The organism is Serratia sp. 506_PEND (assembly GCF_001076875.1).
GTDB lineage: Bacteria > Pseudomonadota > Gammaproteobacteria > Enterobacterales > Enterobacteriaceae > Serratia > Serratia marcescens.
This window is the reverse complement of record NZ_JVEL01000388.1, coordinates 1-14,338: the sequence shown is the minus strand read 5'-3', so window position 1 is coordinate 14,338 and position 14,338 is coordinate 1. Positions and strand designations below refer to the sequence as shown.

14 protein-coding genes and 1 pseudogene are annotated in these 14,338 nt (G+C 61.5%); 11 read left to right on the top strand and 4 right to left on the bottom strand.

Annotated features, from left to right (window positions below; genetic code table 11):
• From prpC to ADK28_RS13500, 3 genes are all read left to right on the top strand, one after another.
• Window positions 1–1,164: a bifunctional 2-methylcitrate synthase/citrate synthase gene (gene prpC / locus ADK28_RS13510; protein WP_048795885.1), complete on the top strand. Its 1,164-nt coding sequence runs from the start codon at window positions 1–3 to the stop codon at window positions 1,162–1,164.
• A 50-nt stretch (window positions 1,165–1,214) separates the two neighbouring features.
• Window positions 1,215–2,666 (top strand): bifunctional 2-methylcitrate dehydratase/aconitate hydratase, encoded by a 1,452-nt coding sequence (locus ADK28_RS13505; protein WP_048795892.1) that lies wholly within the window; start codon window positions 1,215–1,217, stop codon window positions 2,664–2,666.
• Window positions 2,667–2,745: 79 nt separating this feature from the next.
• The gene (locus tag ADK28_RS13500; RefSeq protein WP_048795884.1) at window positions 2,746–3,375 is read left to right on the top strand and encodes a LysE family translocator; all 630 of its coding nucleotides are present in this window, start codon (window positions 2,746–2,748) and stop codon (window positions 3,373–3,375) included.
• Here ADK28_RS13500 and ADK28_RS13495 read toward each other — a convergent pair.
• Complete coding sequence (locus ADK28_RS13495) at window positions 3,372–4,211, bottom strand: helix-turn-helix transcriptional regulator (protein ID WP_033640936.1); 840 nt, start codon at window positions 4,209–4,211, stop codon at window positions 3,372–3,374. The genes ADK28_RS13500 and ADK28_RS13495 overlap by 4 nt on opposite strands.
• 99 nt (window positions 4,212–4,310) lie before the next feature.
• On the opposite strand from ADK28_RS13495, the gene ADK28_RS13490 reads away from it, so the two are divergent.
• Genes ADK28_RS13490 through ADK28_RS13475 form a run of 4 tightly spaced genes read left to right on the top strand, consistent with a single transcriptional unit; the run spans window position 4,311 to window position 9,323 of the window.
• A complete protein-coding gene (locus ADK28_RS13490) occupies window positions 4,311–5,735 on the top strand; it encodes an MFS transporter (protein ID WP_033640935.1) in 1,425 nt (474 codons plus the stop codon).
• A gap of 57 nt (window positions 5,736–5,792) precedes the next feature.
• Window positions 5,793–6,422 (top strand): FMN-binding negative transcriptional regulator, encoded by a 630-nt coding sequence (locus ADK28_RS13485; RefSeq protein ID WP_048795883.1) that lies wholly within the window; start codon window positions 5,793–5,795, stop codon window positions 6,420–6,422.
• A gap of 38 nt (window positions 6,423–6,460) precedes the next feature.
• Window positions 6,461–7,420 (top strand): DNA-binding protein YbiB, encoded by a 960-nt coding sequence (gene ybiB / locus ADK28_RS13480; RefSeq protein WP_048795882.1) that lies wholly within the window; start codon window positions 6,461–6,463, stop codon window positions 7,418–7,420.
• Window positions 7,421–7,466: 46 nt separating this feature from the next.
• Window positions 7,467–9,323, top strand: coding sequence for a M3 family metallopeptidase (locus ADK28_RS13475; protein ID WP_048795881.1), 1,857 nt, complete (start codon window positions 7,467–7,469; stop codon window positions 9,321–9,323).
• Window positions 9,324–9,386: 63 nt separating this feature from the next.
• Here ADK28_RS13475 and ADK28_RS13470 read toward each other — a convergent pair whose 3' ends face one another.
• Complete coding sequence (locus ADK28_RS13470; protein WP_004939270.1) at window positions 9,387–10,022, bottom strand: carbonic anhydrase; 636 nt, start codon at window positions 10,020–10,022, stop codon at window positions 9,387–9,389.
• A 381-nt stretch (window positions 10,023–10,403) separates the two neighbouring features.
• Here ADK28_RS13470 and ADK28_RS13465 point away from each other — a divergent pair, with 381 nt between their 5' ends.
• Complete coding sequence (locus ADK28_RS13465) at window positions 10,404–10,943, top strand: hypothetical protein (protein WP_048795880.1); 540 nt, start codon at window positions 10,404–10,406, stop codon at window positions 10,941–10,943.
• Window positions 10,940–11,356 carry a putative T6SS immunity periplasmic lipoprotein gene (locus ADK28_RS13460; RefSeq protein WP_048795879.1) on the top strand — a complete coding sequence of 139 codons (417 nt, stop codon included), beginning with the start codon at window positions 10,940–10,942 and terminating at the stop codon, window positions 11,354–11,356. The genes ADK28_RS13465 and ADK28_RS13460 overlap by 4 nt, the downstream gene beginning before the upstream one ends.
• A gap of 67 nt (window positions 11,357–11,423) precedes the next feature.
• Here the strand turns inward: ADK28_RS13460 and bhsA are convergent, their stop codons facing one another.
• Window positions 11,424–11,684: a multiple stress resistance protein BhsA gene (bhsA, locus tag ADK28_RS13455; protein WP_004939265.1), complete on the bottom strand. Its 261-nt coding sequence runs from the start codon at window positions 11,682–11,684 to the stop codon at window positions 11,424–11,426.
• Window positions 11,685–11,852: 168 nt separating this feature from the next.
• The gene (locus ADK28_RS13450) at window positions 11,853–12,482 is read right to left on the bottom strand and encodes a flavin reductase family protein (RefSeq protein WP_033640932.1); all 630 of its coding nucleotides are present in this window, start codon (window positions 12,480–12,482) and stop codon (window positions 11,853–11,855) included.
• 118 nt (window positions 12,483–12,600) lie between these two features.
• Between ADK28_RS13450 and rlmF the strand changes: the two genes are divergently transcribed.
• Window positions 12,601–13,566 (top strand): 23S rRNA (adenine(1618)-N(6))-methyltransferase RlmF, encoded by a 966-nt coding sequence (rlmF, locus tag ADK28_RS13445; RefSeq protein ID WP_170913119.1) that lies wholly within the window; start codon window positions 12,601–12,603, stop codon window positions 13,564–13,566.
• Window positions 13,567–13,776: 210 nt separating this feature from the next.
• Window positions 13,777–14,338 (top strand): annotated as a pseudogene (locus tag ADK28_RS13440) (DUF4214 domain-containing protein); the annotation flags it as partial.

The following is a 14,338-nucleotide window of genomic DNA, read 5'->3' as shown; positions in this document are numbered from 1 at the left end:
ATGAGCCAAGCGATCCCCCCGCAAAGCCCGACTGGCGTTAAGCCGAAAAAATCCGTGGCGTTATCCGGCGTGCCCGCCGGGAATACCGCGCTGTGTTCCGTAGGGCGCAGCGGCAACGATCTGCACTACCGCGGTTACGACATTCTCGATCTCGCGCGCCACTGCGAGTTTGAAGAGGTCGCCCATCTGCTGATCCACGGCAAGTTGCCCAACCGCGACGAGCTGCAGGCCTATAAACACCGTCTCAAAGCGCTGCGCGGCCTGCCCGCCAGCGTGCGCACGGTGCTGGAGGCGCTGCCGGCGGCGTCTCACCCGATGGACGTGATGCGCACCGGCGTTTCGGCCCTCGGCTGCACGCTGCCGGAAAAAGAGCAGCACGGCGCGGCCGGCGCGCGCGACATCGCCGATCGGCTGCTGGCGTCGTTGGGATCGATGCTGCTCTACTGGTATCACTACAGCCACAACGGCGAGCGCATTCAGCCTGAGACCGACGACGATTCCATCGGCGGCCACTTCCTGCACCTGCTGCACGGCACAGCGCCTTCTGCCAGCTGGGAACAGGCCATGCATGCGTCGCTGATCCTGTACGCCGAGCATGAGTTCAACGCCTCGACCTTCGCCGGCCGGGTGATCGCCGGCACCGGATCCGACGTCTATTCGGCGATCGTCGGCGCCATTGGCGCGCTGCGCGGGCCGAAGCACGGCGGCGCCAACGAGGTATCGCTGGAGATCCAGCAACGCTATGAAACGCCGGACGAAGCGGAAGCCGACATTCGCCGCCGCATCGATAACAAAGAGGTGGTGATCGGCTTTGGGCACCCGGTGTACACCGTCTCCGATCCGCGCCATCAGGTGATCAAAGAGATCGCGCTGCGCCTGTCGCAGGACGCGGGCGCGATGAAGCTGTATGACATCGCCGACCGGCTGGAAAGCGTGATGCGCGACACCAAAAACATGTTCCCCAACCTCGACTGGTTCTCGGCGGTGTCTTACCACCAGCTGGGGGTGCCCACCGAAATGTTCACGCCGCTGTTCGTCATGGCGCGGGTGAGCGGCTGGTCGGCGCACATCATCGAGCAACGGCAGGACAACAAAATCATTCGCCCGTCCGCCAACTATACCGGGCCGGAAGCGCGGGCGTTCGTGCCGCTGGATCAGCGCTGAGCGCCGATCGTTATCGTGTCGTTTTCACTATGGAGCCTTTGGGAATCATGATGCTTGAGTCTGCCAACACCGGCCGTCCGCCGTTCGATCGCGAAATGGTCGATATCGTCGATTATGTAATGAAAGAGGCCGTCGATACCCCGGCGGCGTACCGCACCGCTCACTATTGCCTGCTCGATACCCTCGGCTGCGGGCTGGAGGCGCTGAGCTACCCCGCCTGCAAGAAACTGATGGGCCCGGTGGTGCCGGGCGCCGAGGTGCTGAACGGCAGCCGGGTGCCGGGCACCCGTTTCCAGCTGGATCCGGTGCAGGCGGCGTTCAATATCGGCGCCATGATCCGCTGGCTCGACTTCAACGACACCTGGCTGGCGGCGGAGTGGGGCCACCCGTCGGACAACCTGGGCGGGATCCTGGCGGTGGCCGACTGGCTCTCGCGCCAGGCGGTGGCGGCGGGCAAAGCGCCGCTGACCATGCGGCAGGTGCTGATCGCCATGATCAAGGCGCATGAGATCCAAGGCTGCCTGGCGCTGGAAAACGCCTTCAACCGGGTGGGGCTGGATCACGTGCTGCTGGTGAAGGTGGCGTCCACCGCGGTGGTGGCGCAGCTGCTCGGCCTGAGCCGCGAGGCGATCCTGAACGCGGTGTCGCTGGCGTGGGTGGACGGGCAATCGCTGCGTACTTATCGCCATGCGCCGAACGCCGGCACCCGCAAATCCTGGGCGGCGGGGGATGCGACCGCCCGCGCGGTGCGGATGGCGCTGATGGCCGCCACCGGCGAGATGGGCTATCCCTCGGCGCTGACGGCGCCGACCTGGGGATTCTACGACGTCTCGTTCGACGGCAAACCTTTCCGCTTCCAGCGGCCGTACGGCGCGTACGTGATGGAGAACGTGCTGTTTAAAATTTCGTTCCCGGCGGAGTTCCATGCCCAGACCGCCGTGGAGGCGGCCATGACGCTGCACCGCCAGATGCAGGCCGCCGGCAAAACCGCCGCCGATATCGCCAGGGTGAGCATCCGCACCCATGAGGCCTGCCTGCGCATTATCGACAAGCAAGGGCCGCTGGATAACCCGGCGGATCGCGATCACTGCATTCAGTATATGGTGGCGATCCCGCTGCTGTTCGGCCGGCTGACGGCGGCCGATTACGAGGACCGGGTGGCCGAAGATCCGCGCATCGACGCATTGCGTAGCAAGATACATTGCCATGAAGATCCCGCCTTCACGCGCGATTATCACGATCCGGAAAAACGCTCGATCGCCAATGCGCTGACGGTGGAGTTCGCCGACGGCAGCCGTCTGGATGAGGTGGTGGTGGAGTACCCTATCGGCCATGCGCGGCGGCGTGAAGCGGGCATCCCGCTGCTGATCGAGAAGTTCAAAACCAACCTGGCGCGCCAGTTCCCGGCCCTGCAGCAGCAGCGCATTCTCGAGGTGTCGCTGGACCGGCAGCGGCTGGCGCAGATGCCGGTCAACGAGTATCTCGATTTGTGGGTGATCTGACGCGAGCGGCGCTGACAAGCCACGTCGGCGTCGCTATGATGGACGCTCCATTCCCGTCTGTCTTCTTATCAGGTGATTCATGATTGATGCCGCAACGCTGTTGTTGTTTTCCGGCGCCTGCGTGGCGCTGGCGCTGACCCCCGGCCCGGATATGCTGCTGATCGCTTCGCGCAGCGTCAGCCAGGGGCGGCGCGCCGGTTTCGCTTCGCTGGCGGGCATTCAGCTCGGCACTTACTGCCACGCGCTGGCGGCGGCGATGGGGCTGTCGCAACTGTTCGTCGCGGTGCCGCTGGCTTACGACGCGGTGAGAATGTTGGGCGCGGCCTATCTGCTCTATCTGGCGTGGAAAACGCTGCGATCCGGCAGCAGTCTGCAGGCTTCCGCCGGGTTGCAGGCGGTGCCGACGGCGCGCATTTTCCGTCAGGGATTGCTGACCAACATCCTCAACCCGAAGATGGCGCTGTTCGTGTTGGCGCTGTTCCCGCAGTTTATCGATCCGCGCGCCGGCTCGGTGGTGGTGCAGATGCTGGCGCTGGCGACGGTGCTGAATCTGGTCGGCTTGCTGATTAACGGCGGGGTGATCCTGGCGGTCAGCGGCATGAAAAGCCGTTTCGTCGGCCGCCGTTTCAGCGCCCGCTGGCCGAACTACCTGCTGAGCGGCGTGTTCGCCGGGCTGGCCTGCAAACTCATTTTCGACAGCCGTCGTTAATCCTCGCGCAGCAGCGCTTCAAACGCCGCGCTGGCGGGTTCGTCCGGCAGCGCGCTGTACATCACCAGCCGCAGGTGGTTCTCTTCGTCGACGATGAAAGAGGCGTGGTCAAAGGTGACCGGGCCGATCTCCGGGATGGTGAAGCTGCGCCGCCCCTGGCAACGTCCGTGAATATCATGCTGCCGCCAGAGCTGGCGGAACTGCGGCGATACCTGCTCCAGCGCCTGTACCCGTTGGCGCATCACCTCATCCTCCGGCGCGCGGGCGTAGTCGCGGCGGAAGCTGGCCAGGATTTGCGGCGCCTGCGCCCGCCACTCCAGCAGGCGCGCATTGAGCTGCGGATCGGCAAACAGCATCCACAACATGTTGCGCTCTTGCGCCGGGCGCTCGCCGATGGCGAACAGCCGCTGCGCCGCCGGATTCCAGGCGATGATGTCCCAACTGAGGTTCATGACGTAGGCCGGCCGCAGCGTCAGATCGTCCAGCAGGCGCCGCACCAACGGCGAAACCTGGCACCACTGATGGCCGACCGGCACCGGCGGGCGCTGATGCGCCAATAAAAACAGGTGGTAGCGGCCGGCGGCGTCGAGCTGCAGCACCCGCGCCAGATTTTCCAAAAACGTCACCGACGCATTGATTTCCCTGCCTTGCTCCAGCCAGGTGTACCAGGTGAGGCCGACGCCGGCCAGCGCCGCCACCTCCTCGCGCCGCAAGCCCGGCGTGCGGCGGCGGCTGCCGCTCGGCAAGCCGACTGACTCTGGCGACAGTTGTTCTCGCTTTTGCCGCAGAAAATCCCCCAGTTCGTGGCGGGTGCGTTCGAGGGTGCGTGGGGGCATGTCGGCCGTCCTGTTGCTGTCAGTAATAGTATAAATGGCTATATAGTAACAGTTTAAACTCTATTCCATACTGCGGCCATCATAATCTCTGGAGGTGGTATGGAACATTCATTATCTGTTGAACGGCGGGGATTGCCCGGTCTGCCGGTGTTGTTGTTAGGCGGCTTCGTCACGGTGTTCGATCTGTTTGTGGTCAACGTGGCGGCGCCGGTGATCCAGCAACAGTTCGCCGCCGATTTCGCCGGTATCGGTTTGATCGTCGCCGGTTATGAACTGGCGTTTGGGGTGCTGTTGATCGCCGGTGGGCGTCTGGGCGATCGCTTCGGGCGTCGGCGTCTGTTCAGCCTCGGCATGCTGGGATTCACGCTGAGCTCCCTGTTGTGCGGGCTGGCGGGATCGCTCAGCCTGTTGATCGCCGCGCGTATCCTGCAGGGGGCGGCGGCGGCGCTGTTGTTCCCGCAAATTTACGCCTTGATGCGGGTGCTGTACGCGCCGCAACAGCGGCGGCGCGCCTTCGCCTGGCTGGGCATGACGCTGGGGTTGGCGGCAATCTTCGGCCAGATCCTCGGCGGATTTATTATCGAGGCCAACCTGTTCGGCAGCGGCTGGCGCATGATCTTTTTGATCAATTTGCCTATCGGCGCGCTGGCGCTGTGGGCGGCGCGGCGCATTCCCGAATCGCGAGTGGCGCAGGCGCAGCGGCTGGACGGCGTTGGCCTGTGGCTGGCGGCGGCCGGCCTGTCGCTGTTGCTGCTGCCGTTGCTGGAAGGCCCGGCGCGCGGTTGGCCTTGGTGGATCGCGCCGATGTTGGCATTGGCGTTGCTGACGCTGTGGGGCTTCCTGCGTTGGGAGCGCCGCCTGGCGCAGCGCGGTGATGATGCGGTGCTCGATCCGGCGCTGTTCCGCCAGGCGGGCTTCGCGCCGGGCATGGCGGTGGTGCTGGCGATTTATGCCACCGCCTCCTCGTTTTTCTTGTGCTTCGCGCTGCTGCTGCAGGCGGGGGCGGGGCTGACGCCTTTTCAGGCGGGCAGCCTGTTCGCCCCGGCCAGCGCGGCCTTTATGCTGGCCTCGATGCTGGCNCCCCGGCTGACGTTGCGTTGGGGCAACGGCGTGCTGAGCGCGGGCGTGGCGATTTACGCCGCCGGGTTGGCGCTATTGATGGCGCAGGCGCTGTGGGGCGGGGCGCTGGCGCATCCGTTGCGGCTGCTGCCGGGGTTGGTCGTGCTGGGATTCGGCCAGGCGCTGAGCATGACGCCGCTGCTGAATCTGGTGCTCGGTTTGGCGCCGGAGCGGCAGGCGGGCATGGCGGCGGGTCTGGTGGCCACCGTGCAGCAGGTGGGGGGCGCGCTGGGCATCGTGGTCAGCGGCGTCGGTTTTGTGCCGCTGTTGGCGAGCGGCGGCGCGGCGGAACGCTATGCGCAGGCCTTTGCCGGCGCGATGCTCTGTAATTTGGTGGCGATGGGCGTCGCCCTGATCTTGTTAAACCGGATCACTCGAAATACTCAGAAAGCGGATCTTAAGTAGGCCGCCGGCGGGTGCTTTACTGTCGACATCATGAGAGAGCGATAAGGAGCCACACTGATGTTTCAACCCGCCGCATTTCGCGAAGACGATCTGGATGCCCAACTGGCGTTGGTGCGCGCCCACCCGCTGGGGCTGTTGGTCAGCCACGGCGAGCAGGGATTGACGGCCGATCCGCTGCCGTTTCTGGCCGATGTCGAACAGGGGCAGATCCGGCTGCGGGCGCACCTGTCGCGCGCCAACGAGCACTGGCGACGGTTGCAACAGGCGGCGGAATGTCTGGTGATTTTTCAGGGCCAGGAGGGCTATGTGTCGCCCAGCTGGTATCCGAGCAAGCGCCAGACCGGCAAGGTGGTGCCGACCTGGAACTACAGCGTGGTGCAGCTGCATGGCGTGCCGACGGTGACGGACGACCCGGCCTGGCTGCGCCGCCAACTGAGCGATCTCACCGCGCAGCAGGAAGGGCGGCGTCCTGAACCCTGGCGGATCGAGGATGCGCCGGCCAACTACATCGCCGCACAGCTTAAAGGCATCGTCGGTATCGAGATCGCCGTCACCCGGCGCGAAGGCAAATGGAAAATGAGCCAAAACCGCAGCGCCGACGATGCCGGCGGGGTGATCGCCGGGCTGCGCGATGGCGATGAAACGCAGCGGCGGCTGGCGGCGGAGGTTGAGCGGCGGCGCGGATAGGGTATGCTAACCGAAGAGTGAGCTGAGGGAACCTTCGGATGGATTACACCAAAATTATCAAAGAAATAGGCCGCGGCAAAAACCATGCGCGCGATCTGGATCGACAGACCGCCTTTGAGCTGTATCAGGCGATGCTGGCCGGGGAGGTCCCCGAGCTGGAGCTGGGCGGCATTCTGATCGCGCTGCGCATCAAGGGCGAAGCCGAAGAGGAGATGCTGGGGTTCTATCAGGCGATGCAGCAGCAGGTCTTGCCGCTGCAGGCGCCGCAGGGGCGGCCATTGCCGGTGGTGCTGCCGAGCTATAACGGCGCGCGCAAGCAGGCCAATCTGACGCCGCTGCTGGCGCTGCTGCTCGCGAAAGTGGGCCTGCCGGTGGTGGTGCACGGCGTGCTGGACGACAGCACCCGCGTGACCAGCGCCGAGATTTTTCGCGCGCTTGGGCTGCCGTGGTCGGAACAGGCCGCTCACGCCCAACAGCGTCTCGATAACGGCGAGGCGGTATTCATGCCGGTTTCCGCGCTGTCGGCGCCGCTGGCGCGGCAGCTCGGGCTGCGTTGGCGCATGGGGGTGCGCAACAGCGCCCATACGTTGGCCAAGCTGGCGACGCCGTTCGGCGAACAGGATGCGCTGCGTCTCGCCAGCGTCTCACACCCGGAGTATGTCGGCCGAGTGGCGTCGTTTTTCCGTCAGATCGGCGCCCGCGGGTTGTTGATGCACGGCACCGAAGGCGAAGCCTACGCCAATCCGCTGCGCTGCCCGCAGATTCACCATATCGTTGGCGGCGAACAGCGCATATTGCTGGAGCGCACCTTGCAGGATGAAACGCCGGCGTTGCCGGCGGCGAAAGACGCGGCAACCACCGCGCGCTGGACCGAGCGCTGCCTGGCGGGCGAGGTGGCGATCCCGCAGGCCATCCAGCGGCAGGTCGCCTGTTGCCTGGTGGCCGCCGGCGAGAGCGAGACGCTGGAGCTGGGGCTGAAACGCCTGCATCAGGCCTGAGCGCGACTATACTGGGATATTTCCTCATCGGCTGAGAAGGACGGTTATGCAACAGGCTCTCGATTACTTCAATCAATTGAACCAGGATTACCTCGACGTACACCGCGCCAAAGAAGAGCTGTTCTGGCAAAACTACATGGGCACCGGCGGCGAAGACGTCTCGGCGCGCTTTTCCGCCGCGGAAAGCGCCTATAAGCGCTTTATCGCCGAACCGCGCCGGCTGGCCGAGATCCGCAATCTGCTGGCCGGATTGGAAGCGTTGCCGCAGGAGGCGCAGCGCGATGCGCTGATCCACGGCCTGCAAGGTTGGCTGCGCTTTTTCGACTGCAACGCCATTGAAGATCCGCAGGCGCAGGCGCTGTTGGATCAGATCATCCACGCCGAATCCGATCTCTACTCGCGCCGCAAGGGCTATCAGGTCACCCATCTGAACGCCGACGGCCGACGCGTGGCGGCTTCGCTCGGCGAGCTGTTGACCAACCAGGCGACCAACCCGAACGAAGACTACCGCCGCAGCTCGCAGCAGGCGCTGCGCGATCTGGAGCAATGGCTGCTGCATAACGGCCTGCCGGAGCTGATCGGCCTGCGCAACCGCTTTGCGCGCCAGATGGGCTATCGCAACTATTTCGACTACAAGGTGAACAAGACCGAGCGCATGACGCCGGAGCAGCTGTTCGCCATTCTGGATCGCTTCGAGCGGGAAACCCGCGAGGCCAACGCGCGCAGTCTGCAACAGCTGGCGGCCGAGAAGGGCAGCCAGGCGTTGGAGCCATGGAACGTCCGCTTCGCCAGCGCCGGCGACGTCACCCGCCAACTGGATCCTTATTTCCCGTTTTCCCGTTCGCTGGAACGCTGGGTCGACAGCTTCAAACGCCTGCACATCGGTTTTGGCGGCGCGGAGATGAACCTCGATCTGCTGGTGCGCAAAGGCAAGTATGAGAACGGCTTCATGCACGGCCCGGTGCCGCCGTTTGTACGCCAGGGGGAATGGGTGCCGGCGCGCATCAACTTCACCAGTCTGGCGCAGCCGGGGCAGGTGGGCAGCGGGGCTTACGGGCTTAACACGCTGTTCCACGAAGGCGGCCATGCGGCGCATTTCGCCAACATTCGCCAGAATGCGCCGTGCTTCTCGCAGGAGTTCCCGCCGACTTCGATGGCCTATGCCGAAACCCAGTCGATGTTCTGCGACAGCCTGCTGGACGACGCCGATTGGCTGAAACGCTATGCGAAAAACGCCGCCGGTGAGGCGGTGCCCGATGCGCTGATCGAAGCCGGCATCGCGGCGCGCCAGCCGATGCGCGCGTTCAACGAACGCCATATCCTGCTGGTGCCGTACTTCGAGTGGGCGCTGTATCAGTGGGATGACGGGCAGCGTACGCCGGAAGCCATCACCGCGCTGGCGCGCGAGGTTGAGCAGAAGATCCTCGGCATCAGCGGCAGCCCGCGCCCGACGCTGGCGATCCCGCATCTGCTGTCGCTGGAGTCCGCCTGTTCTTATCAGGGCTACCTGCTGGCGATGATGGCGGTGGAACAAACCCGCCACTTCTTCCTGCAGCGCGACGGTTATCTGACGGACAACCCGGCCATCGGCCCGGATCTGGCGCAACACTACTGGTTGCCGGGCAACAGTGTCAGCCATGACGACACGCTGCGCAGCCTGACCGGCGAAGGGTTTAATCCGGACTATCTGGCGCAGGCCTGCAACCAGACGGTGGCGCAGGCGTGGCATGAGGCGCAGCAGACGATGACCGCCGCAGCCAAGCGCCCGCAGCCGCCGGCAGATTTCGATTTGCAGGCGCACATCCGGGTGGTGGATGGCGATAGGGTATTGGCGGATAACGCCGACGGTGACGAACGGATGTGCCGCGACTTCGCCGCGGCGATAGAGGCGCGTTTGGTTTAAGGCTGACAATAAAATCCACGCGGAAGCGTGGATTTTATTTAATGATAAAAACCGGGCGTTATTTTATTCGAAATAGACGTCGGGATTATCGGCCAGAGACACGAAGCTCTTGGTGTTTCTATCCAGCGTGCGAATTTCGCCGCTTTCGATGTCGTACACCCAGCCGTGCAGGCGCAGCCCGCTGTTGCGCAGACCCACCGCCACAGAAGGATGGGTTTTGATATTATTTAGCTGAGCAATAACGTTCTCTTCCACCATAGCGTTAACTTTGTCTGTTTCGCTATTCCAGGTTTTCTTCTCGACCACCGCTTTTGCCGCATCCGCATAGTGCAGCCAGTGAGCTACCGCAGGCATAGGGTCGAGGCACTGGCAGGACGCGATAGCCTTCATGGCGCCACAGTTCGAGTGGCCACAAATCACGATATCAGTAACACCCAATGCCACCACCGCGTACTCGATGGTCGCAGAAACCCCACCCGGCTCCGGGCCAAAGGAAGGAACGATGTTGCCGGCATTGCGGATAACGAACAGTTGCCCAGGTTCTTGCTGCGTCACCAGCTCGGGAACCAGACGGCTGTCAGAACAGGAGATGAAAAGCGCTTTAGGATTTTGGCTGGAGGCAAGGCTGCGAAACAGTTCCTTACGCTGTGGGAAAATCTCTTTCTGGAAACTGAGGAAACCTTCAATGATATGTTGCATACAACGCTCTCTGCATCTGTAGTCTGCGTAACATGATAATCATCCTCTTCCGTTAGTCCAGCCATGGGCAGGTAAAAAAATGTGTGTGCAAGCCCCCCGCAAACCCCATTGAATACAGGGTTTCTGCCTGTTTGCAACGGTATTTCCCGGGTCGTTGACGCGTGGGGTGGTGATAATGCGGACGGCAAAAAACCAGTTGCCTTAACCATTCAAAGAATAAATATATTTTATTGAGTCCATCGTAAATCAAAATTGGTGTCGTAATAACGAGGGGAGACCATCAATATTTCCGGGAGAATTATCCCAAACGATCAGGCCATTCCTGCACAAGGTGGCTATTTATGCTAGGGTATGTTTTCACTTGTCAATGGAACTGACGATATGATTACGGCTAAAGGAATGGCGCGAAAGCTCACCGTGGGTGAGATAGGAATTGCCCAGATCGTTTTTAAGAATGCTATCGATTACTCGAGAGTGAGTGTGCATAACGCGGGTTATTTTCCTTTTGGTTTGCAAAATGACAATACGGCCGTTACACCGAACGGCGAAATTTATTTCACTCCAAAGAATTTTCGTGAAGATTATTCAAGAGAGAGCGCGGGTTTTCAACATTGGTTTATCCATGAAATGGCGCATGTTTGGCAGTATCAAATGAAGATGAATGTGTTGCTCAGAGGTACCATGAGCTGGGCGGCAACTTATGAATACTCTCTTCCCAACTATAACACTCTCGCTGACTACGGAATGGAGCAACAGGCCTCCATCCTTGCTGATTACTTTTTACTTATTCGTTTTAGTCGAGAAGAGTGGCGTCGTAACAAACGGATGACTGGCTTGGAAGGGCCAGATCTTAAAACTCGCTATGAAACCGTGTTACGGTTGTTCCTACGAGAGCCGCGTAACCCTAAGGCAATGAAATGAAAAAACTGACTTTTTTATTGGCGCTGGTATTACTGAGCGGCTGTGTGCAGGAGCGTCCCTGGTTCTATCCGGCAAACGTCAGCGTTAAAAATAATCGCGTATGCGTTAGCGTGCCGGACGATATTGCCGGAAAACGCGAGCTGGTAGGCATCGGAATTTATCAACCGGGGGCCGGCGGGAAGGCGGAATGGTCCACTTCGGTTGCGCCAGGTCAGCAACCGATAGCGGTCATGCCAGGCGAATGCCTGACGGAGGCTTTCGGCGGGTTCCAGATTGGGCATAGCTATTCGGTTGAGATTGCGACGGTCGGCAATGCGTCAAATGAGGCGCCGCGCAAATATTGGACTGAATTTACAGTGGTTGCTGATAAAGCGGATGGTAATAAACTCGCTGTCGTACCCATTCAGCGCTGACGTACGCGAACATAAAAAAGCCCGCCGGGGTGATATCCGGCGGGCTTTTTGACGTCTGGGGCGGCGATTATTTGTAGATAACCGCGGTCGCGTGCATCAGGTTATTGCCGCTGGTAGAGGTGATGGTGAAAGCCTTGGCGCCTGCGGCATCGGCTTTGGCGGCCAGCTGAGACTTCAGGCTGCTCAGGTCGGTTGCGCCGCTGGCGACGATCACGCCGGCTTTTTCGAATTGGGCGGCATCCTGGGCGCTGACGTGTTCAGCGGCAAAAGTAGTGAAAGAAGCGGTGGCCAGGGCGATAGCGGCAGCAAAAGTTTTGATGGTTTTCATGTTCGTCATTCCTGTCAAAGTGAATTAGGGAGAAAGGGGTTTGCCTTTCGATGGGAAGATTATTGCGCAGTGACAGGCGGGATGAAATCGGAGAGTGTTGACAGTTTTGTTCAGATTTTTTGATTATTAATTCCCCCGTTCATCTTCTGCATAAACAGGGGGAGACGATCAGCGCGTCGGGCGCGCCAGATCGAAACGGTGCTGTTCGGAAATGCCGTAGTAGGCGGTTGGGCCGCCGGCGCGCAGGATAGGTTCGGCAGCGGCGGTCTGGTAGACGCCGTGTTCGTCCAGCAGCGCCGGATCGAGGTGCACCGCCACCACTTCGCCCAATATCAGCCAGGTCTCCACCTGTTCCCCGGCGGCGGTTTGCAGCTGAATGCACTGGGTCAGCCGGCATTCGAAGTTCACCGGGCTTTCGGCCACGCGCTCGGCTTTGACCCGGCGCCCGGGCAGCGGCGTGACGCCGGCGAAGGCGAATTCATCCTCGCCGCGCGGCAGGGGGATGGAACTGTGGTTCATCGCTTCCGCCAGCGGGCGTGTCGCCAGGTTCCAAACGAACTCACCGGTTTCCACGATATTCGCCACGCTGTCTTTCCAGCCAGTGCTGGCGAAACCGATGATGGGCGGGCGATAGTTGAAGCAGTTGAAAAAGCTGTAGGGCGCCAGATTACGCAAGCCGGCGGCGCTGCGGGAAGAGATCCAGCCGATGGGGCGCGGGCCGACGATGGCGTTCAGCGGATCGTGCGGCAGGCCGTGGCCGGCGGCGGGTTCATAATAATAACGAGATTCACGGTTCATGGGGGATCCTGCGGCAATCGATGAAGCTTTCATTGTGCCGGGTTTCCCGCCGCTGCGCCATTGCGGGCCGGATGTGTTATCTTACGCGCCGGAAATCCCTTCAAGAGAGCCCGTCACGGTGGAAAAAAAGAAAACCTTCCCGCAGCAGAAAAGCGGCTTGCATCCGCGCAACCGTCATCGTTCGCGCTACGACTTCCCGGCGCTGATCGCCAGCTGCCCGGCGCTGGCGCCGTTCGTAAAACCGAACGCCTGGGGCGATGTCTCGGTGGACTTCGCCGATCCGGCGGCGGTGAAAATGCTCAACCGTGCGTTGCTGCAACACTTTTACGGCATCGAACACTGGGATATTCCGGCTGATTATCTGTGCCCGCCGATCCCCGGCCGCGCCGACTATCTGCATCACTTGGCGGATCTGCTGGCGACCAGCAACGGCGGCGAGATCCCGCGCGGCAAGGGCGTGGCGATCCTCGACGTCGGCGTCGGCGCCAACTGCATTTACCCGATCGTCGGCCTGCGCGAATACGGTTGGCGTTTCACCGGCTCCGAAATCGATCCGGTGTCGCTCAACTCGGCCAAGATGATCGTCGAGATGAACCCGACGCTGCGCAACAGCGTGCGCCTGCGGCTGCAAAAACAGCCTGAGCTGATTTTTAACGGCATTATCGGCGCGGCCGAGAAATTCGACGCCACCCTGTGCAACCCGCCGTTCCATGCGTCCGAGCAGGAAGCGCGCGCCAGCACCCGCCGCAAGCTGCATAAACTGGGCAAAGGGGAAGTGGCCGCCAAGCCGGTGCAAAACTTCGGCGGCAAGAACAATGAGCTGTGGTGCGAAGGCGGCGAAGAAGCCTTTGTGCGCAAGATGGTGGAGGAGAGCGTCGGCAAGGCCAACAACTGCCTGTGGTTCACCTCGCTCATCTCGAAAAATACCACGTTGCCGGCCATTTATCATGCGCTGAAGGTGGCGGGCGCGGCCGAGGTGCGCACCATCGAGATGGCGCAAGGGCAGAAGATCAGCCGCTTCGTCGCCTGGACCTTCCACGACGCAGAGCAACAGGCCGCCTGGGCAGCCGAACGCTGGCGCTAAGCCTTCAGGTGCCTCGGTATGGGAGCAAAGTCCCATACCGAGGATCGGTTTTCCCCGTTTTATTGACTTATCGCATCAGCATTTCTTAACTGTAGTCATACCTATAAAAACCCCTCCAGGCAGTGTGCAATGTCTCTCTTCGCGAGGTAGGAGACAGGCCGCGGCGCAGCCATGCCGCGAACTTAGTCCATTACACTGACGGGATTTATTATGATTCCTTTAGCGACGCAACAAGAGATCGGCGCCTTAATCATCGGCATTTTCGGGCGTTTGCCGACGACGGCGGAAATCGATTACTACGACAGCGCATTTGATATCGGCAGCCAGCCGCCCGCCTATATGGCCAGTATTCTAATGAGCCAACCCGATGCTGGGTGGATGAGCGGCCAAAGCGAATACGACATTCTCAGCCAGGTTTATTTCTCCGTTTACAATAGCGCTCCCGATCCGGATTACATCAATGCCTTACTGCAACAGGGGCATTTCAACAGCGCTGTCGCCAGCGTCGTCATCGACCTCTTTAACTATCTGGGGGACGATCCGGTGATGCTGGCGCAGCGTGATGCGCTCGATCAGCGCATTGCAGAAGGTTTGTATCCCGGCACGGCCGCCGATGCCGCCGGCGGAAGCGGCGACGCGCAGGCGATGTTTTATCTGCTGCGAGCACCCTGGCAGACCGATGAAATTGCGCATGACGGCAAGCTGCTCAATCAGGGGGGCGATCTGGCTGCGTTGGCGCAGAGCAAGATTGCCACCCTGCCGCTTAACGATC

Bases quoted from the DNA above. Each gene is read 5' to 3' on its own strand.
- prpC (WP_048795885.1), top strand. From the start codon at position 1: ATGAGCCAAGCGATCCCCCCGCAAAGCCCGACTGGCGTTAAGCCGAAA.
- ADK28_RS13505 (WP_048795892.1), top strand. From the start codon at position 1,215: ATGCTTGAGTCTGCCAACACCGGCCGTCCGCCGTTCGATCGCGAAATG.
- ADK28_RS13500 (WP_048795884.1), top strand. From the start codon at position 2,746: ATGATTGATGCCGCAACGCTGTTGTTGTTTTCCGGCGCCTGCGTGGCG.
- ADK28_RS13495 (WP_033640936.1), bottom strand. From the start codon at position 4,211: ATGCCCCCACGCACCCTCGAACGCACCCGCCACGAACTGGGGGATTTT.
- ADK28_RS13485 (WP_048795883.1), top strand. From the start codon at position 5,793: ATGTTTCAACCCGCCGCATTTCGCGAAGACGATCTGGATGCCCAACTG.
- ybiB (WP_048795882.1), top strand. From the start codon at position 6,461: ATGGATTACACCAAAATTATCAAAGAAATAGGCCGCGGCAAAAACCAT.
- ADK28_RS13475 (WP_048795881.1), top strand. From the start codon at position 7,467: ATGCAACAGGCTCTCGATTACTTCAATCAATTGAACCAGGATTACCTC.
- ADK28_RS13470 (WP_004939270.1), bottom strand. From the start codon at position 10,022: ATGCAACATATCATTGAAGGTTTCCTCAGTTTCCAGAAAGAGATTTTC.
- ADK28_RS13465 (WP_048795880.1), top strand. From the start codon at position 10,404: ATGATTACGGCTAAAGGAATGGCGCGAAAGCTCACCGTGGGTGAGATA.
- ADK28_RS13460 (WP_048795879.1), top strand. From the start codon at position 10,940: ATGAAAAAACTGACTTTTTTATTGGCGCTGGTATTACTGAGCGGCTGT.
- bhsA (WP_004939265.1), bottom strand. From the start codon at position 11,684: ATGAAAACCATCAAAACTTTTGCTGCCGCTATCGCCCTGGCCACCGCT.
- ADK28_RS13450 (WP_033640932.1), bottom strand. From the start codon at position 12,482: ATGAACCGTGAATCTCGTTATTATTATGAACCCGCCGCCGGCCACGGC.